Annotated in this window: 19 protein-coding genes, 1 tRNA gene and 2 riboswitches; of the genes, 3 read left to right on the top strand and 17 right to left on the bottom strand. The window is 45.2% G+C overall.

What is annotated here, in order from left to right:
- Positions 1-29 precede the first annotated feature (29 nt).
- Positions 30-710, top strand: a complete 681-nt coding sequence (locus KO501_RS07425; protein ID WP_216028996.1) for a Fe2+-dependent dioxygenase — start codon at positions 30-32, stop codon at positions 708-710.
- A gap of 7 nt (positions 711-717) precedes the next feature.
- On the opposite strand, the gene KO501_RS07420 is transcribed toward KO501_RS07425, so the two are convergent.
- The 9 genes from KO501_RS07420 to KO501_RS07380 form a co-directional block, all read right to left on the bottom strand.
- Positions 718-1,803, bottom strand: a complete 1,086-nt coding sequence (locus KO501_RS07420; protein ID WP_216028995.1) for an alpha-hydroxy acid oxidase — start codon at positions 1,801-1,803, stop codon at positions 718-720.
- A gap of 35 nt (positions 1,804-1,838) precedes the next feature.
- The gene (rimI, locus tag KO501_RS07415) at positions 1,839-2,285 is read right to left on the bottom strand and encodes a ribosomal protein S18-alanine N-acetyltransferase (protein ID WP_216028994.1); all 447 of its coding nucleotides are present in this window, start codon (positions 2,283-2,285) and stop codon (positions 1,839-1,841) included.
- 7 nt (positions 2,286-2,292) lie between these two features.
- The gene (locus KO501_RS07410; protein ID WP_216028993.1) at positions 2,293-2,772 is read right to left on the bottom strand and encodes a hypothetical protein; all 480 of its coding nucleotides are present in this window, start codon (positions 2,770-2,772) and stop codon (positions 2,293-2,295) included.
- A 52-nt stretch (positions 2,773-2,824) separates the two neighbouring features.
- Positions 2,825-2,901 (bottom strand) — tRNA-Trp (locus KO501_RS07405).
- A 133-nt stretch (positions 2,902-3,034) separates the two neighbouring features.
- Positions 3,035-3,808: a phosphotransferase gene (locus tag KO501_RS07400; RefSeq protein ID WP_216028992.1), complete on the bottom strand. Its 774-nt coding sequence runs from the start codon at positions 3,806-3,808 to the stop codon at positions 3,035-3,037.
- Positions 3,786-4,403, bottom strand: a complete 618-nt coding sequence (gene pnuC, locus KO501_RS07395; RefSeq protein WP_216028991.1) for a nicotinamide riboside transporter PnuC — start codon at positions 4,401-4,403, stop codon at positions 3,786-3,788. Before pnuC ends, KO501_RS07400 begins: the two co-directional genes overlap by 23 nt.
- On the bottom strand, positions 4,396-4,665 hold the full coding sequence (locus KO501_RS07390; protein WP_216028990.1) for a hypothetical protein: 270 nt from the start codon (positions 4,663-4,665) through the stop codon (positions 4,396-4,398). Before KO501_RS07390 ends, pnuC begins: the two co-directional genes overlap by 8 nt.
- Positions 4,666-4,676: 11 nt before the next feature.
- Positions 4,677-6,731 (bottom strand): TonB-dependent receptor, encoded by a 2,055-nt coding sequence (locus KO501_RS07385; protein ID WP_216028989.1) that lies wholly within the window; start codon positions 6,729-6,731, stop codon positions 4,677-4,679.
- 54 nt (positions 6,732-6,785) lie between these two features.
- Positions 6,786-6,887, bottom strand: a riboswitch (TPP riboswitch).
- Positions 6,888-7,023: 136 nt separating this feature from the next.
- Positions 7,024-7,680 carry a PEP-CTERM sorting domain-containing protein gene (locus tag KO501_RS07380; protein ID WP_216028988.1) on the bottom strand — a complete coding sequence of 219 codons (657 nt, stop codon included), beginning with the start codon at positions 7,678-7,680 and terminating at the stop codon, positions 7,024-7,026.
- Positions 7,681-7,725: 45 nt separating this feature from the next.
- Positions 7,726-7,809: riboswitch (cyclic di-GMP riboswitch) on the bottom strand.
- Between the two features lie 197 nt (positions 7,810-8,006).
- On the opposite strand from KO501_RS07380, the gene KO501_RS07375 reads away from it, so the two are divergent.
- Positions 8,007-9,791 carry a helix-turn-helix domain-containing protein gene (locus tag KO501_RS07375; RefSeq protein WP_216028987.1) on the top strand — a complete coding sequence of 595 codons (1,785 nt, stop codon included), beginning with the start codon at positions 8,007-8,009 and terminating at the stop codon, positions 9,789-9,791.
- Positions 9,792-9,819: 28 nt separating this feature from the next.
- Here KO501_RS07375 and KO501_RS07370 read toward each other — a convergent pair whose 3' ends face one another.
- Positions 9,820-10,230, bottom strand: a complete 411-nt coding sequence (locus KO501_RS07370) for a hotdog domain-containing protein (protein WP_216028986.1) — start codon at positions 10,228-10,230, stop codon at positions 9,820-9,822.
- A 64-nt stretch (positions 10,231-10,294) separates the two neighbouring features.
- Here KO501_RS07370 and KO501_RS07365 point away from each other — a divergent pair, with 64 nt between their 5' ends.
- Entirely contained in the window at positions 10,295-12,289 is a 1,995-nt protein-coding gene (locus KO501_RS07365; protein WP_216028985.1) for a GNAT family N-acetyltransferase, read from the top strand.
- A gap of 48 nt (positions 12,290-12,337) precedes the next feature.
- Here the strand turns inward: KO501_RS07365 and KO501_RS07360 are convergent, their stop codons facing one another.
- The 7 genes from KO501_RS07360 to KO501_RS07330 all read right to left on the bottom strand — a co-directional run bounded on the left by KO501_RS07360 (position 12,338) and on the right by KO501_RS07330 (position 19,663).
- Positions 12,338-13,636, bottom strand: coding sequence for a tetratricopeptide repeat protein (locus tag KO501_RS07360; RefSeq protein WP_216028984.1), 1,299 nt, complete (start codon positions 13,634-13,636; stop codon positions 12,338-12,340).
- A gap of 2 nt (positions 13,637-13,638) precedes the next feature.
- Positions 13,639-14,250, bottom strand: coding sequence for an energy transducer TonB (locus KO501_RS07355; RefSeq protein WP_216028983.1), 612 nt, complete (start codon positions 14,248-14,250; stop codon positions 13,639-13,641).
- A gap of 1 nt (position 14,251) precedes the next feature.
- Positions 14,252-14,650 carry a biopolymer transporter ExbD gene (locus KO501_RS07350; protein ID WP_216028982.1) on the bottom strand — a complete coding sequence of 133 codons (399 nt, stop codon included), beginning with the start codon at positions 14,648-14,650 and terminating at the stop codon, positions 14,252-14,254.
- 11 nt (positions 14,651-14,661) lie between these two features.
- Positions 14,662-15,186 (bottom strand): MotA/TolQ/ExbB proton channel family protein, encoded by a 525-nt coding sequence (locus KO501_RS07345; RefSeq protein ID WP_216028981.1) that lies wholly within the window; start codon positions 15,184-15,186, stop codon positions 14,662-14,664.
- Position 15,187: 1 nt separating this feature from the next.
- Positions 15,188-16,546: a MotA/TolQ/ExbB proton channel family protein gene (locus KO501_RS07340; RefSeq protein WP_216028980.1), complete on the bottom strand. Its 1,359-nt coding sequence runs from the start codon at positions 16,544-16,546 to the stop codon at positions 15,188-15,190.
- A 6-nt stretch (positions 16,547-16,552) separates the two neighbouring features.
- Positions 16,553-17,317, bottom strand: a complete 765-nt coding sequence (locus KO501_RS07335) for a DUF3450 domain-containing protein (RefSeq protein WP_216028979.1) — start codon at positions 17,315-17,317, stop codon at positions 16,553-16,555.
- Between the two features lie 537 nt (positions 17,318-17,854).
- Positions 17,855-19,663, bottom strand: a complete 1,809-nt coding sequence (locus KO501_RS07330; protein ID WP_216028978.1) for a putative 2OG-Fe(II) oxygenase — start codon at positions 19,661-19,663, stop codon at positions 17,855-17,857.
- Positions 19,664-19,732 lie beyond the last annotated feature (69 nt).

The raw sequence follows: 19,732 nt of genomic DNA, 5'->3' as shown, positions 1-19,732 counted from the left end.
TTATTTTTATAAGCAGTTACACGTAAATTATGTTAGTTAGAATAGAGAATTTTTTTACTAAAGAGCAGGTTGCAGAAGCCGTTGCCATGTTGGAATCTGCCGAATGGGTAGATGGTTCTGTCACCGCAGGTCATCAGGCGGTTAAGGCCAAACGAAACTTGCAATTACCTGAAAATTCAGAGGTAGGTAAACAACTTAGAGAATTTATTCTTGCCCGTCTAGGCCAATCACAAGCCGTGTTAGCGGCGGCATTGCCAAATAAAATTTACCCGCCTATGTTTAACTGTTATCAGGGCGGTGGCGAATTTAACTATCATGTTGATAACACCATACGCCGGGTAGCCGGCACACCAGCAAAAATCAGAACTGATGTCTCAATGACGTTGTTTTTCTCTGAACCTGAAGACTATGACGGCGGTGAACTGGTTATTCAGGATACCTATGGAGAACAACGGGTAAAGTTTGCAGCTGGAGATATGGTGTTGTACCCCTCTACCAGCTTACACAAAGTAACACCGGTCACCCGCGGTCGTAGACTCGCGTCTTTTTTCTGGTTACAAAGCCTGATAAGAAGCGATGAACAACGACGTATTCTTTATGATTTAGACAAAAGCATCCAGGCCCTCACAATAGAGACTCCCGATCATCCTGAGTTGGTCCGTCTAGCAGGGGTATACCACAACTTATTGCGACAATGGTCAGAAACCTAAGCCATCGCTATTTGTGCCAAAGATGGCGAGATGAAATAGCAGACAATTCACTGCAACCACACAACGCCATCGTTAATTCTAATTCGTCGCGCAATAGTCGCAGGATGTGGGCCACGCCTAAAGCGCCAGCCGTGGCCAAACCGTAGAAAATAGGCCGTCCAATCATAACGGCGTTTGCTCCCAACGCCAGCGCTTTGAAGATATCTGTTCCACGCCGGATACCGCTGTCTATTAACAATGGAAAATCAGGCCCAACCACCTGACGAATTGCCGGTAAAACGTCGATAGGGGAAGGTAACGTATCTAAGGTGCGTCCCCCATGATTAGACACAACGATCCCCGCCACATTGCGATCCATAGCCTCGCGAGCATCTAACGGGTTAATAATACCTTTAATGATTACCGGGAGAGTAGTTTCTCCACTGATCCATTCAATATCATCCCAAGTGGGCGCAGATGTCATCAGTCCTTGGAACACCGCGCTTGCCCCTTTCTCCACGCTTTGACTATCTTGGTAATGGATACAGTTTTCCGCGCGGACGCCTGGCGGCAAAGTAAATCCCGCGCGCTGTTCACGATTTCGCAACCCATTAATCGGCGCATCTACCGTGATCATTAAGCCACGATAGCCTGCCTCTTCTGCTCGACGAACAAGATCCAGGGTATGTTCTCTTTTATTTTGAAAGTAAAGTTGAAACCACTTTTTACCCGCCCCAGATTTAGCAACCGTTTCCAGCGACGTACTCGACAAGGTGCTTAACACGAATGCCCCACCCTGCGCTTCTGCGGCCATGGCTGAGGCCACTTCCCCGTCTTGGTGAGCTAATTTTTGGTAAGCCACGGGAGCCAGAATAATGGGATGGGCAAAGGTGTCACCTAATAAATGGGTTTGAGTATGTCCCTGGGAAACATCCGTTAGTACCCGATTGAGTATTTTGATCTGACCATATACCTGCTCATTTTGCCGCGCGGTTATTTCGTCGGCAGACCCACCATAAATGTATGCCCAAGCTTGTTCGCTTAAGTGTTGCTTAGCATATTTTTCATAATCAACGAGGGCGGCAATATCAGAGGGTATTTGCAAAGAAGGCATGGTGGTTCGCTCTTTTTGTCACTGGCTTGAAAAGACTAATCTAACCGTTTACTCATCATGATGGCATCTTCACGGCCTTTTTTTGACGGATAATAATCACGGCGAATATCAATATCGTTAAAATCGGCATTTCTATACATGGCAATAGCGGCATGATTCCCTGCCCGCACCTCAAGCCATATTTCATCCGCTTTTAACTTTATTGAGGTATCAATTACCTCATTTAGCAGATATTTACCAATGCCGTTACCACGGTGATCAGCGGCAACGGCGATGTCCATTAATGTCACTTCCCCAGCCACATGCAAAATTATCCCGTATCCAACAACCTGGCTATCCAGAACGGCAACCAAACATTGATAAGGCGGTTTACAACAATCGGCAAATGTAGAGAAAGACCAAGGCTGAAAAGTGGCTTGCTGATGAAGGCCATAAACATGATTTAAATCGGCATCGACTAAAGGGCGGATCGTCATTGTCATCTGTGACCTAAAATACAGAACATAGTTGATGCCATAACGCTTTTTTTTCCTCGCCACTGAGTTGTGGCTCGTTGTGAGGGAATGTAATACAAGTGGACGTCACGGTAAGCGGCTCTCCTTTCACCCATTGTGGTTCGGCCTGAGGCGCAAGAAAATGAATAGCCCTGTCGATATCTAAAGCTAACCGGCCCATTTCAGCTTTGCTGAACGGCATTGTTGTGCTGGCAGTCACACGGTCAGATTTGGAAGAATCGGTATGCGGTGGCTTTTCTTTCGGCGCAGCGGTTGGCTTCGTACCGATAGCCGCTCGCATTTGAGCGATGGGATCTTGCTCCTTGGCAGTGACGGCACTCTCTTGCATCGCTTTGTTCGGCGATGAGTGGGAAGAATCAGGCTGTGCTTTGTCCTTATCAGACTGCAAAGTCCAAACACAAATATCCATTTCTTGGAGAACTGCTATTTGATAAGCCGTAAGGGTTAGTGCCATGATTTTTCACGTAAAGAAAGATAGGAAAAGTATAACTTACCTAGGAGAGAAATGGCAGGGGTGGAGGGACTCGAACCCCCAACCATCGGTTTTGGAGACCGCTGTTCTACCAATTCGAACTACACCCCTAGCGCGCTGTGCATTATACGTATGACAATTCAAAGGTAAAGCCTTTTTAATGCCATTTCAATCTCTTTGCTTAGCTTTCAAACAATACGCACAAAAACCGTTCGTTTTAGCCTGTTTTTTATCCTCAATGAGGTCATTGAGACGCCAAGTACCACAACTCCGCCGTTAGGGTGACCACCGGCTCCTGTTCATGGAAGCCATTCACGACATTCTCATATTGCAGGTTCGCTTTATCTGCATACAACGCACACAACTGTTGCGATTGTGACCCATTTAATCCGTTAATTTGAGCACAGGCAACCACATCGAAAAAGCGATTCCCTCTGGCGGCATACTCCCAGTCAACAATCATCGGCTGTATCGGGTCGACCAAATGTCCATAAGACAAATCGTTGTGGCAAAGTACCCATTGCGGATTATTTTTATCGTTTAGCTTATGCTTAACCATTAAGGCTTCGGCTTCCTTAACCAGAGGGTGCCGACATGATAGCTGCGCTTTGGCAATATAATGCCGCCAACGATTGGCCAAACATAAGGGTTTTGCATCCACGTTCTGTTTATGAACCGTGGCAAGGGCTTGGGCCAATGCCGGTAGTTCTGGCAACGCAGGTGAGTCTGAGCCAATGCCTTCAACCCATTTTTCTACCCACAAGGTTTGCCCGTCGTTAAGCCAACAAGGCGCAGGAGCAATCCCCTGTTCAGCCAGCCGTCGTTGCAACCGTAACTGCTCAGCTCGGTCAATGCCGGTAAAATCATCTTCGCCTAGGTCCTTCACTGCAAATTGCCGCTGGCCATCGGTGAGTCTGAAAACATGGTTAACCTTCCCCCCTCCAATACGAACACATTTAGCCGACGCAGACAACGCCAATGGCTTTCGCAGTGCATCAAGGATAAGCGTAGGTGTCATTTTCCTGCTCTCTCCATTGTCGTCGCCAAGTAATATAGCCGTATACCGCAAACCCCACATAACCTAGGAACAAACAGGCCGACAGCGTGAGCCCGCTTTGGGCATAAAGGTATGCCGACGCAAGATTGATCACAAACCAGTACAACCAATTTTGCAGCACTTTATGGGCCACCATAAAGGTCGTTATTACACTAAGCACCTGTATACAGGCATCAAGTTGCAGATACGCACTATTAAATTGGCCTTCCGCCCATAACGACAAGCCCCAGCCAAGAAGCAAGGCCAGAGGAATGATAATAAGGTGATACCACCAACGCCAAGACTGCACGCCACTCGGAGAGGTGGTGCTCTTGTTCCACTGGTAATATCCGTAACCGGCCATGACCATGTAATACAAATTAAGGGCAGACTGAAACGGAAGTGTCACCTGCCAAAATAGCCAGGTATAGATAGCGGTACTAATAAATGCGCACAACCAGCACCATCGGTTTTGCTTTGCCGCCAGCCAAACATAGGCTAAAGCCAAGATCACAGCACACCACTCTGCTAGCTGGGTGTCTGCGATCTGACTTACAAACGACTGAAAGTCAGTCATCGGTGTTTTTTCGCTCTTGCATGGCATCAAAATTTAAGAATTTAGCGACAAATATTGCCTGCCCGACTTCTTCGTGGGTGCGTTGCATTTCTTTACCTAAGATCGTCATCACCTCGCTGTAATCCCCCGTAACCTGGGTACTGGTGGAACAGGTGGTAACCGTGAGCCCCGGGTAACTGTTCAAGCGGTCAATAAACTGTTGAATAGGTGGAATATAGGCGTTAACCAATGGGTAAAGTGAAAGTTCTACCATTACTTGCATATTACAACTCCTTAAAATTGAAAACGGGCGGTTACCCCAAATTGACGGCCATCACCAAGCTGATAATAGGGTTCAGGGAAAGCGTACTCATCACGGGGATCGTTACTAAAGCCACCAAAGCCACGGGTGTAATAGGTTTTGTCGAATAGATTTTTTACCCATAACGATGTACGCCAATTACCCGCCACCCAGCTGATGTCAGTGTTATATAAGGTGGTCGCCGGTGAGGTTTCATCGTGACCATCGGAGAATCGATATTCGTCTTTAAAATCCATATCAATTTGCCACACCAAATGGTCCGTTATCCACCACTCACTAAAAAGGTTCGCCGTATAACGGGGTGCCTGCGCTTGCTGTTGGCGTTGGACATAATTGCCATCAGCCGTTTCATAACCTTCAAAGGTGGCATTTAAATACCCTAGACTGCCACTAAGGATCCAGGCTTCACTGACCTGCCAGGTCAGTTCTAGTTCCGCACCTTTGTTTGTCCCCACATCAGCATTGGCAATAATATCCACAAATGCAGCAGAACCATCTTCTCGGGTTTGCACATCATAATCGCTGATTTGGGTGTTTTCCCTGTCCATATAAAAAATGGCAGCACGGGCGGTGAGTTCTGGGGTGAACAGGTGCCCTTTAAACCCAATCTCGTAATTCAGATTATATTCGGCGTCGAAAAAGCGACGGGATTCGCTCACTTCTTCATCATAGTTAATCCCTGCCCCTTTATAACCCCGTGAAACACTGGCATATAAGAACCGTTCTCCAAGTTGATAAGAAAGAGCTAACTTTCCCCCCACCATGGTGGTGTCATCATCAAAGACTACGCTGGCATTATCGTTGTAATCGTATGCGTAATTCTCCACTCGCAAAGCACTGGTTAAAATAAGTTTGTCGCTAAGCTGGGTGTCAAGTTGACCATATACCGCGGTGGTAGTGGGTTTAAACTCACTGATAAAATCACCATCGTTATAGGTATATTGACGTAATAAGTCTTGCTCACTTTGATTAAAACGTGCGCCAATAACCCAGTCCGTTGAGTCATTGAATAGACGTTGACTAGGCGCCGACGTAAAGCGTAACTCCGCGGTTTGCTGATCCACGTCTCTATAATAGGCATCAAAGGAGGTATAGCCCCACGGATGAAACCCTGTGTAAGTCCAATCTTCGTCATAACCATATTCAATATTGTGACTGGCATGGGTAAGGATGACTTCAATAAGCCCAGCATCCGTGTTGTGATAGACATGAGCACTCACCGCGTGGGTTTGCTGGCGGTCAAAACCGGGCTCGTCTGACAAGGTGTGCCGGTCGTTATCTAAAGAAAAGGCGTCGTAACCATTATCAATATCGTACCAACGATAGTTTATCGCCACGGATGTGTCATCTGACGCTTGCCAGTCGAAGGCCAAATGGGCGGCGTCTTCATCAATACCATTGGTATCATCGCGGTCTAAGAAATCATTTTCCATAAACCCATCGCTGGTGTTATGAACAAAGGCAGCACGGAAACCCAAGGTATCGCTAAGCATGCCGCCATGGGCACCTTCCACGCGAAATAAGGAGGTATTTCCCGCCGACATGGAAATATGACTGTCGGTATCATCGCCGGTGGGCTGGCTAACTAGCTTCACCGCGCCGGCAAGGGCGCCCGTGCCAAATACCGTTGCCTGCGGCCCGCGATAAACTTCAACCTGCTGAATATCGAACAATACCCCAGCGGCGGCTAAACCAGAAAAGTCAAAATCATCAACTAAAAAGCTTACCGAGGGATTGATGGGCTCAGCAAATTGACTGCGTTCTCCAATACCACGAATTTGAACAAAGCGCCCTCTTGAAGCGCCAGTGGCGAAGTTGACATTAGGAGCAATATTTAACATGCCATCGATATGATTTGTCTGTCGACTATCCACCCGTTGGACGTCGATAACCGACGCGCTGGCACTAAGTTGAGCGAGAGTAGTTTGGCGAAAATCGCCGGTCACCGTGATGCGTTCTATATCTTCTTGGCTTTCTGCAAATGCAGGAGATGCCAATAATGCGAGAGTGAGTATGCTTTTTTTCATTTGGGATCTCTTTACGTGTAAAAAAGATCCGGCTTTACGGAAGGTATTGAGGCTAAATTATAGATTTACCATCCCTACGCCGGCATTATCCGGATCAGGTTAAAGGGTTCCCATTTAGGATCTCAGCCGCTGTTTGCGGCACCCCTTGGCCTAGAGTTGTCGCTATCATTGCTTGTATAGATAACGACGCTCGGCAGTCTATCAACTATTGAGGTTGAGTCAAGGTGAAGACTGCCGTAGGGAGGATAAAAAAGCCCGCAGTGTGACGTGGCGGGCAAGGTGGGCAAAAGCCCTATTTTTGGCGTCTAGCGCGCCATCCCATAAAGCCCACTCCAAGAAGGATCAGTGACATGGCGGTAGGTTCACTGACTTCTGAAATGGAAGCATTACGGAAACGAACGGTCATATCGTTACAACCGTTCGATGCATCACAGTCGTTAATAAATACGATATCCGTTACCAGTCCTGACAGGTAATCATCTAAGGTAAAAGAAAATGATTGCCACTGAGAATCATCGGTATAGCTAAAGTCATCAAGGCCGAAACCTTGTGTACCGGCTAATGAAAAGGTTCGTGATGCATCATGGTCTTGCTCACCCTTTGTAAAGTCTGCCAACCAGATACCGGCAATCTCAGAGTAAGCCAAAGGATCGTTACCGGTAGCTTGCATACGAAAATCAAATGAAAGCTCAAATTGCGAATCGGCGCTGTTTAAATCTAGACTTTCGATACCAAATGCATCTTCGAGATTCAGTACAAACCACGAGTTCTCTTGCAGATTTAAAACACTGCCCCCGTTGTCCCATGTGGAATAGCTACCATCATTTTGACCATGAGCGGTTAGTGTTTGATTTTCAAAATCAATATCGTAAGTGTTGATAATATCTGCCTGTGCGATAAAGGCACAGAATGTGGCCAGCAAAGTTGCAGCTTTCATGCTAAATTTCATATAAGTTCCTTGAGCAGTGTTTGCTTTGTAATAGTTAACAACATGCACTGCAACCCGGCTATCTTACTGGCGGTAGTAAGATCCGTGGCTTTCCGTCCCTGCCTCACAACAGGTTTGGCGTGTACACTACCCTGAAAGTGACGGTTTCAGGATTGTCATCACAGGGGAAATAATAAAATGTACCCGGTGGGGATAACAGGACACTTCTGCGCTTTCTTTGCTACAGATTTGTCCGTCAAGGAAAAACATGACGCTCTGTAATAGCACGCTTTTTTCTTATATGCTTAACGGGCGAACGGAACTCACGCAGATAAACAGGAGAACATGTGCAGTATCAAGGGTTATTCTGGTCGGCTATCATTCGGGCTTTATTGAGTCTTCGCCGCGATCTAGGCATCAGTGATGATAGAGATAGCACCATTCTCGATAATGTAACGGAATTAGAATCTGGTAATTTGCCAGAAGACACCTTAGCCAGTGTGATTTTATCTTTATGTCCGGCTAATCATCGACAGAAAATAAGTCGCTCGCTCATTGGTTACTTCGATTTTAATAAGATGAGCAACTTGGTAGTTCTGCTTACTGCAAGTAAGCATATTGATGATGCTTTACATGTGTTAAGCAAACGATTCGCCCATCTTCTTGGCCCGTCGGCTAATTTGGTTATTAGTGAAGAAAACGGGGCCACCTCGCTTACCTTTAACGCCGGCAAATTCGCCATACTCACTGATATGCGATGTTACTTTCTTCTCGCCCTTTTTCGGCACTTAGCTGGCAGAAAGTTCGATTTTCAGACTATGAGCTTACCAACTCAAGATAACCCCCCCCTACTCGCTGACTTAACCTGTGCCACCATTAAGCCGTGCTCTTCTCACGTTTCCCTCACCTTCGACAATAGTTGGTGCACCCGTCCTTCATTTTTCTATTCTCAATCAATACAGAAAATGCTGGTGGGAACATTAGAAGAAACCGATGACTTGCCCCTTAAACAGCGAGTGAAGGCCGCATTTCAGCGGGCTTCTAGCCCTGCAAGGATCCGTGCAGAATGGGTGGCGTCTGAACTTGGACAAACCGAATCGGCATTTCGTCGCCAATTACGCCAAGAGTCCATTTCATTTAGTGCACTACTTAAAGAATTTATACACGACCAGTCGTGTCATCTACTACTTAGTGGTATCAAAACCGATGATGCCGCAGCTCAGCTAGGATTTGCCGACAGACGTTCTTTTGAACGTAGCTTTAAAGAGCACACGGGTATTAGCGCGGGACAACTTAGGCAATTAGGTAGCCGCCTGCGCTTTCAAAAGGGCAACGGAAACTTAGTAGAAGTGGTGGAGAATTTACCGCCGCTGCCCAACTCTATTCAGCGTTTATTAAACATGAACGAGGAAGAAATGACCCTGGCCAAAGTGGTTTCACTGGTTGAGCGAGACCCCATTTTCCAAGCGCATATAATGAGTAAGGCCAGTCGCGCCATCTACGGCACCCTTCCTAAAAACCTTGAACATGCCATAGGGCGAAACCTCGGTTTAGGTAATATCCGTCATCTTGCGGTGATTTTTGCAGCCCAACAATTACTTACTTCCCAATGCCGGTTTCCCAAAATACTTCAATTAACTGACAGTATGCTATTAAGTAGTGAGCTATTTAACACACTATTTGGTTTCAAGAAGTTTTCTGACGACGAAACAGAGCAAATTAAGCAATTGTTGCTTTTTGGCACCCTTTCTTTATTTTTGGTATTCCACGATGAATGCCTGTTTGCCGACGGCGCCCTGACTAATTGGGAAGAAACTGATTCGTTTGCCACCTTTATACAGTGTATCAATGATCAGTACGGAATTTGTTTATACGGTGCAACATCATTGATGCTACTTCGATGGGGGTTCAATAGTGCCGTGAATCAACAGCTGTGGAAGCTTTGTAATCCTGACCTGTCTAATGCGTTGCAAACGGTACCCGAACAAATTCGCTTTTGTCACGATATGGCTTTTTCCACCCTCACTAAAAATGACGGTGTACCTAAGGTGGCGCCAGAGTGTGTGCTAACCGCCGAACAGGCCGAAGATCTAGCCACGCTAATTAGCAAGTGGGAAACGACCGCCGTCTAGTACTGCAGTGCGTTTCCTTTTTTCATGCTTACAGGTTTAAGCTTTTAAGTTCTTTTTCGGTTTGCTTCTTTAACCCTTCAATGCTTTTTCCGTGGGGAGTAGGTTTACGGGTTTCAGGATCTAAAGTCACAAAGACAATGTCGTCAGCTAAACAGATGGTCTTTTTCGTCGCCTTATTACGCACTAAACAAGATACGGTAATGGATGTTCTACCAACAGATTTTGTTTCTAAACCAAACTCTACAATATCACCCTGCAAGGCCGGAGATTCAAAGGTGATTTCACCAATATGCTTTGTTACCAAGCAGTTGGTTTCTAACTGACAGGTAACAAAAATAGCCGCTTCTTCATCAATCCATTCCATGGCCCTGCCACCAAAAAGTGCATTGGCATAGTTTAAATCACTGGGCATAACAAGACGGCGAGACAAAAAGCGCATTAAAAACCTCTTAAATTAACGTAAAATGAAAACGCTAGTATACCGAAATTTAATAAGGGTGGCTTTGAAAACATTGATAAATTGGCTGCTTACGCCACTTTCTCCTAAAAACAACAGGGTTTATCATCGACAGCTTTTGCTCATCAGCGGTGATAGCCCCTGGACATTAGCCCAAGCCGGCGGTTTACTCGATGGACTGCCTAGCCAACTCACAACCTGCTGGATAGGTGGCGAAAGCGCCATGGCAACCTCGGTAAGCTACCCCTTCTCGCGCTACAAAGAAGTGCTTGGCAGCGAATTTGATTTAGTTTTTATTAGCTACTTGGATGCATTTCGGCCCGGTATTTTTGCCGCTGTTGCAGGCACAATTAAAGCAGGGGGGACCCTAGTATTACTTTCTCCAGCACTGAACACCTGGCCAACTCATCCGTCAGTAACTAAGCCCTACTTTTTAAGTCATGGGTTTTCAATGAACGAGAGCTTGTTTATTCAGCGCTTTATAGAAACCCTGTTAGCCGAACCATGTTGTGGTCAATTCAATGAACAAGGTGACCACTTACCTCCTCATAAAACGGCAGCAGCAAGGGCTAAGGTAAATCCTCCTTTTTCCACCCTTGATCAACAACAGGCTTATCAAACCATTCTTGGCCACTACGACGCCACTACCCCGGCAGTTGCTTTATTAGCTAAGCGCGGTAGAGGTAAATCAACGCTGGCAGGGTTAATAACCGCCCACTTTTTAAGCCGAGGCTTAAAAGTGGCCATTACCAGCTATACCAAGCGCGCCGCAGATCGTCTGTTAGACACCGTAGATAGCCAATGTGCTTCATCCCAAGATAACCCGGCTTGCTCTACCATGACATGGTATGCCTTCGATAATCCGGCCCTTTTCACAGACCCGATAGACGTACTGGTTATCGAAGAAGCCGCCTCTTTGCCCATCCCCATTACACACGGTTTGATGGCCCAGGCCCCCTTTACTCTATTGCTCTCCACCACCGATGGTTATGAAGGCTCAGGACAAGGTTTCCGCTATCGGGTAGTGCAATCATTGGGGATTCCCTGCATTACGATGACGCAACCGGTCAGGTGGTTCGAGCAGGATCCCCTTGAACGGATCATCGAGCACTTTCTGTTTGTACCCCAACAACCCGTTACCTTCGCACTAGCGGCGAACACGACTGTAAAGGTCTACGCGGGAAAGGCCAACACCATAAATCAAAGCCATCTGCGTGAAATCATGCAATTGATGGCTGAAGCCCATTACCAAACCACCCCAGACGATATATTGCGGATCATCGATTCGCCCAACAATCACTTTTACTATATGGTGCGTGAAAATAGCATCGTCGCCGCGGCAATAGTGGATGAAGAAGGTGGCGCAAGACTGGAGGCGTTAAAAGACGATATTGCTGCAGGAAAACGTCGAGTTAAAGGCCACCTTACCGCCCAATCTTTAGCGCTGATGTCCACAGATGGCGATACTGCAACGTTAAATACACAACGTATCAATCGGATAGCCGTTCGACCAGATCAACAGCACCTCGGCTTAGGAAGCCAATTAGTACGTTATATTATCGACGACCTTAAAACAAAACACATCGACCATATTACCGTTTCATTTGGGACCACTCCCCAATTACTAAGCTTTTGGAAAAACCTACATTTTGTAGTGCTTAAAGCAGGGCAAAAACAAGATAAAGCCTCAGGCAAAGCAAGCACTTTGGTGGCATACCCCTTAACGGCTAAAGCACGACAGTGTTATGGTCATATCCCTGAGCAAAAAGCGGATATCACAGACAACAACCACCAAAAAACCCACCTAACCCGTTTACGTCAAGTAGCAGATGGCACAAGAAGTCTACACCAGCTTTATAGCACCACCGCTTGGTTTGCACACCATGAACAAAGTTCGCCACTTTCTGCGGTGATGGCACAAATCAATAAGGGGATCCCCCTTAGCCAAATCGCACGACAAACGAAATGCCAAGGTAAGGCGGACTTAGCTCAATGGATAAGATCCGAGTTACACCAATGGCTTTGTTCATTAGCGCAATAATAGATAAAAAAAAACCTCGCTTATGCGAGGTTTTTTAGGGTTTTAACGTTAAATTTTAACGCCGCTATTTTTCGCCTTATCTTTAATATAAGGTTCCCAAGCGGTGGCATTTCTACGCAAAGATTTATCTTTCTTAGCGATCTGAACATGCTCATAAGCTTTTTTGTAGTTACCGGTATAGAAGTTCGCTTCCATAAGAGAGAAGTGAATTTTAGCTTCGTCTTCGGCACCACGTTCTAGCGCTTTGTTTAATGCAGTGATTGCACCACGATAATCTTCAGCAACCAGTAGTAACGTACCCTGCTTACGATAGTATTCAGGATCAGAATCTACTTGAGCTGCTTTACCGTAATACTGTGCCGCATCTGTGTACTCTTTAGCCTGATGGAAAGAATTTGCGACATTCGCATACATCTCAGCATCTTTCTTTAACAGACCAGTTTTTAAGTACTTATCAAGTACGACTGCCGCCTTATAAGGCGCACCAGCATTAGCATAAAGTGACGCTAATTGCTTAATTTGACTGTCTTTTTCAAGATAACCAGCCATGTAAGCAATATCAAATGTTTGCACTGCTTTGTCAAAACGTTCGATAAGCATGTAGAAACTGCCTAACTGGATCCAATAGGTAGGATTCTCAGGAAACAGGTTCACTAACTCTTCTGCTACCGAAACGGTTTGAGGGAACTTTTTATTTTCATAAAAAGCAGACAGTTTCAACAAATAGGGGTTCTTGTCTGGCTTGCCTTCTTGCTTATTCAGCGCGATGGCTTTATCAGCAGCAGGAACCACATCGTCAAATTTCTTTTGCTCGTATAACGCTTGCGCTTTACGGGTATAAACCTGAGCATCTTCTTTACAGGTAAAATCCATCCACTTGTCATAATAGTTGACTGCTTCAGAATAGTTTTGCTCCTGCATACTTAAATCACCGAGTAACTTAAGTGTTTGGGAGTGTTCAGTATCATTAAGCACTTTCGGATTTACCGCTTGCTCAAGATAACCGAACGCTTCTTTACCTTTACCTTCTTGAGAGGCAATCAGGTTACCTAAAAAGCGGTTAACGTAGGCTTTATCGAACTCGTCGCTAGCATCAACATCTTTAAGGATGTCGATAGCTTCTTGAACACGATCTTCGTTATATGCCTCAAACGCTGCTTGAACTTTCTTACCCGTACGCTCGCCAACCAAGGTGGTTTTTGCCTTAACATAGCCAGGGCATACCACAGGTCCGGAAGGCTTTGCTTGCGCGGGCTGACTTTGTGCTGCGGCCATTGGCGCTGCTACTGCAGCACCAAAACCCATGACTAAAGCAACGGCGGACATTTTAAATGTACGAAATTTCATAATCATTGCTCCAGTTTAAAGTCCAGTTGAACAAACATGTTTTCTTGTTTAACGGCTTTACCTTCAACGATCTTAGGCTTGTACTTCCACTTACTCAGTGCACGACGTGCCTCACGGTCGAAGATACGTTTTGGATCAGCGTCGATAACGCTAATATCTTCCACACCGCCTTGTTCGTTGATGGTGAACTGCAATTTAACCCAACCTTCACGGCCATCTCTGGCAGCATCAGGTGGATATTTCGGATCGATACGTACAATAGGTGTTGCGTCACCGTCACGTTGCATCGCACCCACTCCACCGATGTCCACACCAACACCGCCGGTATCGACCTGGGGAATAGCCAGGCTGAATCCATCAGCATTTGGTTCAGCAGCTTCAGGTTCAACAGGTTGAACTTTAGGCGGCTCTTGTGGTGGTGGCGGAGGCGGAGGCGGTTTACGGTTACGTGTTTGTACCTCATCGTCCGGTTCTTGCATTACGATGTCAATTACGGGTGCTTCTGGCACTTCGTCTGCAGGTCTAGCGGAGTTCTCAATGAGCTTCGCCATTACAACAAACAGACCAAATGCTACGACAGCACCTAAAAATATAGAAACGATTAACCTTACCATCTTAACCCCTCGCTGCAACCGACACGCGATCAATACCTGCAGCTTTAACCTGGTCCATAATTTCAACTACGATACCATGCTTGGCCTTGACGTCCGCCTGAATGATCACATAATCAGTTGGCTGCTCTGTAAGCAATCGCTCTAAATTAGCCCTAACGGTGTCCACAGCGACTTCACGTTTATCTAACCATACACTTCCATCCTCAGTAACAGCGATGAAAATATTAGCATTTTTGTGAAGAACCGCTTGGCTCGCATCAGGCTTATTTACCTCAATGCCTGCTTCTTTTACGAAAACAGTAGTAACGATGAAGAAGATAAGCATGATGAACACGATGTCCAACATGGGCGTCATATCAATCGCCGCATCTTCCTCTTCGGTTCTGACTTTTCGAGCCATAATCGTTCTCTCTAGTGATGTGGCAGGCTATCAACTAAGCCTTCTTTTGCCATCTTCGCTTTAGCTTCGAGACGAGAACTGATGAATAGTCCTGACAGTGCTGCAACCATACCCGCCATTGTCGGGATTGTTGCCATTGAGATACCAGAAGCCATTAAACGTGCATTACTGGTACCCTGCGTTGCCATTGTCTCAAATACGCTAATCATACCGGTCACTGTTCCCAGTAGACCTATTAGTGGACACATTGCCACCAACGTTCTGATAATTAGCATCCTAGCGTCTAAATCATCTGACGCTTGAGAAATCCATGCTTCACGGATCCTATGCGCATACCATGAGGTAGTATCACTACGAGCATCCCATTCGGCGATGATGTTTTTCTTCACCTTAGGGAAGACCGCAGTCATATACCAGTAGCGCTCAATCATTAATACCCACATGAGAAAGAGCGCGGCAGCAACGAAATAAAGTACATCGCCGCCGGTAGCGATAAAATCCCTGACAGATTCCCATAATCCAATCAGGTAAACCATATTACGCTTTCTCCGTCTCAGTGTGAGCAGCGATGATACCCGCAGTTTGCTCATCTAAGATGTGAACGATTGATTTGCTTCGAGAAGCCACGATGCTATGAGTAAGAATCAGAGGCAGAGCCGCGATGATACCCTGAGCAGTTGTTACAAGTGCCATAGAGATACTACCTGCCATCATACGAGGGTCGCCCGTACCGAACAGAGTAATGGTTTGGAACGTTGCAATCATACCCAATACCGTACCAAGTAGACCTAACAGAGGCGCGATAGCAGCAAAGATTTTGATAACGTTGATACCACTTTCAATGGTAGGCAACTCTTTCAAAATTGCTTCGTCCAATTTAAGTTCAAGGTTTTCAGCATCAGCACCTTTGTTGTTTTTGTAAACCATCAAGATGCGACCAAGAGGGTTGCTGCTTGAAGGGTTACCAGGATTTTTAAGCTGTGATTTGATTTTGGTGCCCGTTAAGAACAGTTGAATCAGTTTAAACAGGCCAATCAGCAAGCCGATAACTAGCATACCTGTAATCACATAACCTACCACACCACCTGCGTGATAACGCTCCATCATCGTTGCTTTTTGCTTCAACAGACCAAGGATTGCGCCTTGAGAAGGGTCAGCATAAAAAGGAACGAAACCTGATGTGTTATCCGTCATATCTTGTGCAGAAGCTACCAAGTAACCGTCAGGTTGACGACCAAGAGGTTGAACAACTTCATTTTCCACGTCGTACGCTAAATAACCTTGGTCACTTACCAGGTTGAATGTACCAACACGAACAACTGTTTGGTCGGATGTACCACCTTCCAAGTTAACAACGTTAGTGTTGAAACGAACAACTTGACCAGACTGAGTCATTTCAGTTTGCAGCGCAAACCACAAATCTTCTAGTTCTTGGATATTAGGTAGACCTTTAGAGTCTTCTGACATTTCCGCAAGGAAATCGTCACGTCCAGGGAACTGAGCACTTACGATAGACGTAGAAATACGGCCAAATGCTTCAGAGGATGCCTGACGTACCACACCGAACATTTCACCTAATGTACCGGTTGCTTGATCGAGTTCTGCCGCTTTTTCGTTCAGTGTATCTTCATTGGCAGAAAACTGATTAGAAAGGCGATCGCCACGATCTTGTTCAGCTTTAAGATTAGCTTGCGCTTTTCTCAATAATGCTTGTTTATCGGCTCTTGCAGACTGGAACTCAGCTTCACGCTGTTGGTTAATATTCGCTTCAGATACGCGATTTTGTTTAACCTGCTCCAGTAGGTCCTGCAGGCTCATTGCTTCTTGTGCATGTGCACCGGAAGCTACCACTGCCAAGGTTGCAGCGGCTACAAGAGATTTGAATACTGGTTTCATTAACGCTTACTCCGCTGCTTTAATTGGTAACTTGATAAGATCCGGTGGAATTACACCGTTAGCCATTTTCACCGCATCGATGGTGGATGTCAGGTACTCATCACCCAATGTTTGCCATGCACGTGCGTCATTATCCCAAACCCATGCGTGAGTCTGGTCTAAAGAAAGTGCTAGGAATGCGGTACGGCCTAGGTTAAAGAAGTCAACAGTAACTTCTGTACCTTGATCATCAATTGTACCTTGGTAAGAAGACATCTTCGTACCGTATTCAACTTCGACAAGATACGCTTCAAGAACCTGACGGAATTGCTCAGATACTGTTACGTTAGAGTTTGCCATTAAGTCACGCAGACGTTGTATACGTTCACGACGTTCTTCTAAATGAATTGGAGTATCCAATTCAACGAATTTGTCGAGGCTGTCAATCATCCGGAACATTAGCGGAACAATCCCCTGCTTCGTCGCTTCGATACTATCGATTTGACGTTGCAATGAATCGATTCCACGCTGCTGGTCTGCGACCAAGCTTGCAATGTAATCGTTGTAGATTTTCAGATTCTCTGTTTGATCCACAACTTGACGGTATTCAACTAGCAGTTCTTGAGACTGTTCGAACAGCGTGTTGATTTTTTCTTGAGATTTCGCTGCAGCAGCTTGAATCTTCGCATCTTCTTTCTGAAGATCGGATAGCTCCACTGCAGAGACAGATGCACTACCAGTTAGTGCGAATGCACCGATCACAGTAGAAGCAATAAGAGTTCTCTTGCTCATCTTGGACATAGTTCCCAACCAAATTTCTTATTTGAATCCTCGCGCAAACAGATGGACTGTTCTAGCCAGGGGCGTAAAAACTTTATCAATGTTTTTAAGGAAGGTAGTAATAACCGGTAAAACGGCATCACTACGAATCTCTAATACTCACACGGATTTATAGAATGAGTCAAGTAACACAGTCTTAACACCCAACCTTTCTTAGTTTGACTGCTTATGGATTAACCATTCACAGATTGGTCATACCAGAATAAAGATGCTAAACCTGTGAATTTTTGCCTTATTTCCCGACAAAACGCGTTAATTTTGCGACTAATCATGTAAAAAAGGTTATTTCGACGCATTGACAAACATCCAGACACACCGTGCCCTGCCAATATTTGTCACCATAATAGTTAACAAGTTATTAGCAAAATCGAACGTATTTGTGAGCTTTATTACTTTTTCGCTGTAAAGTCGATATTTTCAGTAATTTTTATTATTGAAACAAATGAATTTATTTTGCATATCTATAACCCAAGGTACGGCGTTTTTGCATTAATTCGGTATCTTGCCGTACTCACCAACGTCAAAAGCAACCGTGAGTCGCTCAGCATCGTCCTCAAATGGGGTGGTGCCATGCCATAAAAATGAACGAAATAACACGCAATGAAAAATATCAGGCTTAATCATTACGTCAGGTTCTAGCGTCATATCACCATAGCCGTAAGGTTGTCCTAAGGTTAGCCACCCTTGTTTTTTATTCTCATCGTTTACGATATCGGGCAAGGAAATATACACCACACCAGAGATTCGGCCATGGGCATGAATGTGATTATGGTGGAACCCCTTTCCTTTTAACCGCACCGACCAAGACCCCACATAATTAGGCGTACCATCATCTTTAATGAGTCGCTGTTTGTCCATATGTTGTTCTGAAATGAACCTCAATATCGCCTGATCCACAGCCTCCTTAAGCCGTTGAATCATGGGATGGGTGGATGCAAACAAGTGCCCTTGGGTTTGCGTACCTTGCTCTAGTGTTTGATTAATAGGCTGAGATACAGATGAATGCAATGAGCGTAATACCGGAGCTAGTTCATCCACCAAACGTTGACGCTGTTTTAACGTCAACTGAGGAAATAATGGCTGCTTTAGATACAATTTATCTACCGCAAAGCCCTCCCCTTTCGCTAGTCGTGCTGCCGTGTGCCAATAGGCTTTAATAAGTTGGTTATCAGGTACCTGCTCTTGTAAACCTGAAAGTCGCCCATAGGCTTCTCGATATTGGCCCGTTTCTATCTGATTAATGCTGTGTTCTAATTGCGCTTTAATGGACGGCGCAAACGTCTTCTCAATGTGCTGATAGACCGTTTCTGCTTGTGCAAAATCGCCATCATTACGATAAGACGCGGCCAGTAACTCATGCCAATACTCTAGCGTTGAAAAGTGACGATATTCATCTAGTTCTTGTCGAAGTAATTCAAATTTTTTAGCCTTTAATAAACTATCTGCATAGGCAAAAAAACCTGTTGCCGTGGTAAGCAAACCTGCGGATTTAAATGAGTCTAAAAAACTCTCCTTGTGATTAAGTTGCCACTTAATACGAGAAAGATTGACATGACTTTCAATAAAATTTGGATTAAAACGTATGGCTTTACTGTAATTTTCCACAGCATCTTCCAACAGACCCAAATCAGACTGTGCATTAGCTAAATTATGATAGATGGCAAAGTGCGATTGTTGTTCACTTATTGGCTGAAGAATGGATAGTGCCTTTTCGGCAAGGCCATTTAAACGCAATAAAACCGCATGCTCATGAAGCGTATTAACGTCTTGACTGTTCGCTGACAACGCTTTTTCACTGTATTGCAATGCTTTATCGTATTGTTCAATTTGACGATAATAATCTCGATTGAACTGATAATACTGGGGAGTATGCTTAGCTAAAACGCGCAAACATTGAGCGAAATAATCTTTAGCAGCGCTAAATTTTTCTAACTTAATAGCTAAAAAAGTCAGTCTTTGCCATACCTCCCAAGGTGCCTTTTTCTCATTGCCTAACATGCTTGCTTCTAACAATGCGTATTCTTTTGCTGTGTCGCCTAATGCTCGATACAACTTAATTTCTACGTCTTTTTGCCATGCCTTGTTAGAAAATTTATTAGTGCTATCAACAAGCCAATTTAAGGCCTCTGAATATTTTTTTTGATTAAAGGCGCAAGACACCAATAGTTGCCATACTTGCTCTTTAGGAGGGGATAAGCGGGTTAGTTCAATAAGGATCTTTTCAGCATGACTAAATTGGCGATTTTGCACATACCGATAAGCTTGATTGAATAGCGCTGATGGGGAGTTATTTGTCATATTATACCCACGATACTACACAATTTGGCAAAAAAAAACCGGCGCATTGCGCCGGTTTTATATCGTGCT

Source organism: Alteromonas sp. C1M14 (genome assembly GCF_018860965.1).
GTDB lineage: Bacteria > Pseudomonadota > Gammaproteobacteria > Enterobacterales > Alteromonadaceae > Alteromonas.
The sequence above is the reverse complement of the archived record's forward strand: the minus strand, read 5'-3'. Positions and strand labels throughout refer to the sequence as shown.

Excerpts from the sequence above, each read along its gene's own strand:
- KO501_RS07425 (WP_216028996.1), top strand. The coding sequence starts at position 30 with ATGTTAGTTAGAATAGAGAATTTTTTTACTAAAGAGCAGGTTGCAGAA.
- KO501_RS07420 (WP_216028995.1), bottom strand. The coding sequence starts at position 1,803 with ATGCCTTCTTTGCAAATACCCTCTGATATTGCCGCCCTCGTTGATTAT.
- rimI (WP_216028994.1), bottom strand. The coding sequence starts at position 2,285 with ATGACAATGACGATCCGCCCTTTAGTCGATGCCGATTTAAATCATGTT.
- KO501_RS07410 (WP_216028993.1), bottom strand. The coding sequence starts at position 2,772 with ATGGCACTAACCCTTACGGCTTATCAAATAGCAGTTCTCCAAGAAATG.
- KO501_RS07400 (WP_216028992.1), bottom strand. The coding sequence starts at position 3,808 with ATGACACCTACGCTTATCCTTGATGCACTGCGAAAGCCATTGGCGTTG.
- pnuC (WP_216028991.1), bottom strand. The coding sequence starts at position 4,403 with ATGACTGACTTTCAGTCGTTTGTAAGTCAGATCGCAGACACCCAGCTA.
- KO501_RS07390 (WP_216028990.1), bottom strand. The coding sequence starts at position 4,665 with ATGCAAGTAATGGTAGAACTTTCACTTTACCCATTGGTTAACGCCTAT.
- KO501_RS07385 (WP_216028989.1), bottom strand. The coding sequence starts at position 6,731 with ATGAAAAAAAGCATACTCACTCTCGCATTATTGGCATCTCCTGCATTT.
- KO501_RS07380 (WP_216028988.1), bottom strand. The coding sequence starts at position 7,680 with ATGAAATTTAGCATGAAAGCTGCAACTTTGCTGGCCACATTCTGTGCC.
- KO501_RS07370 (WP_216028986.1), bottom strand. The coding sequence starts at position 10,230 with ATGCGCTTTTTGTCTCGCCGTCTTGTTATGCCCAGTGATTTAAACTAT.
- KO501_RS07360 (WP_216028984.1), bottom strand. The coding sequence starts at position 13,636 with ATGAAATTTCGTACATTTAAAATGTCCGCCGTTGCTTTAGTCATGGGT.
- KO501_RS07355 (WP_216028983.1), bottom strand. The coding sequence starts at position 14,250 with ATGGTAAGGTTAATCGTTTCTATATTTTTAGGTGCTGTCGTAGCATTT.
- KO501_RS07350 (WP_216028982.1), bottom strand. The coding sequence starts at position 14,650 with ATGGCTCGAAAAGTCAGAACCGAAGAGGAAGATGCGGCGATTGATATG.
- KO501_RS07345 (WP_216028981.1), bottom strand. The coding sequence starts at position 15,186 with ATGGTTTACCTGATTGGATTATGGGAATCTGTCAGGGATTTTATCGCT.
- KO501_RS07340 (WP_216028980.1), bottom strand. The coding sequence starts at position 16,546 with ATGAAACCAGTATTCAAATCTCTTGTAGCCGCTGCAACCTTGGCAGTG.
- KO501_RS07335 (WP_216028979.1), bottom strand. The coding sequence starts at position 17,317 with ATGAGCAAGAGAACTCTTATTGCTTCTACTGTGATCGGTGCATTCGCA.
- KO501_RS07330 (WP_216028978.1), bottom strand. The coding sequence starts at position 19,663 with ATGACAAATAACTCCCCATCAGCGCTATTCAATCAAGCTTATCGGTAT.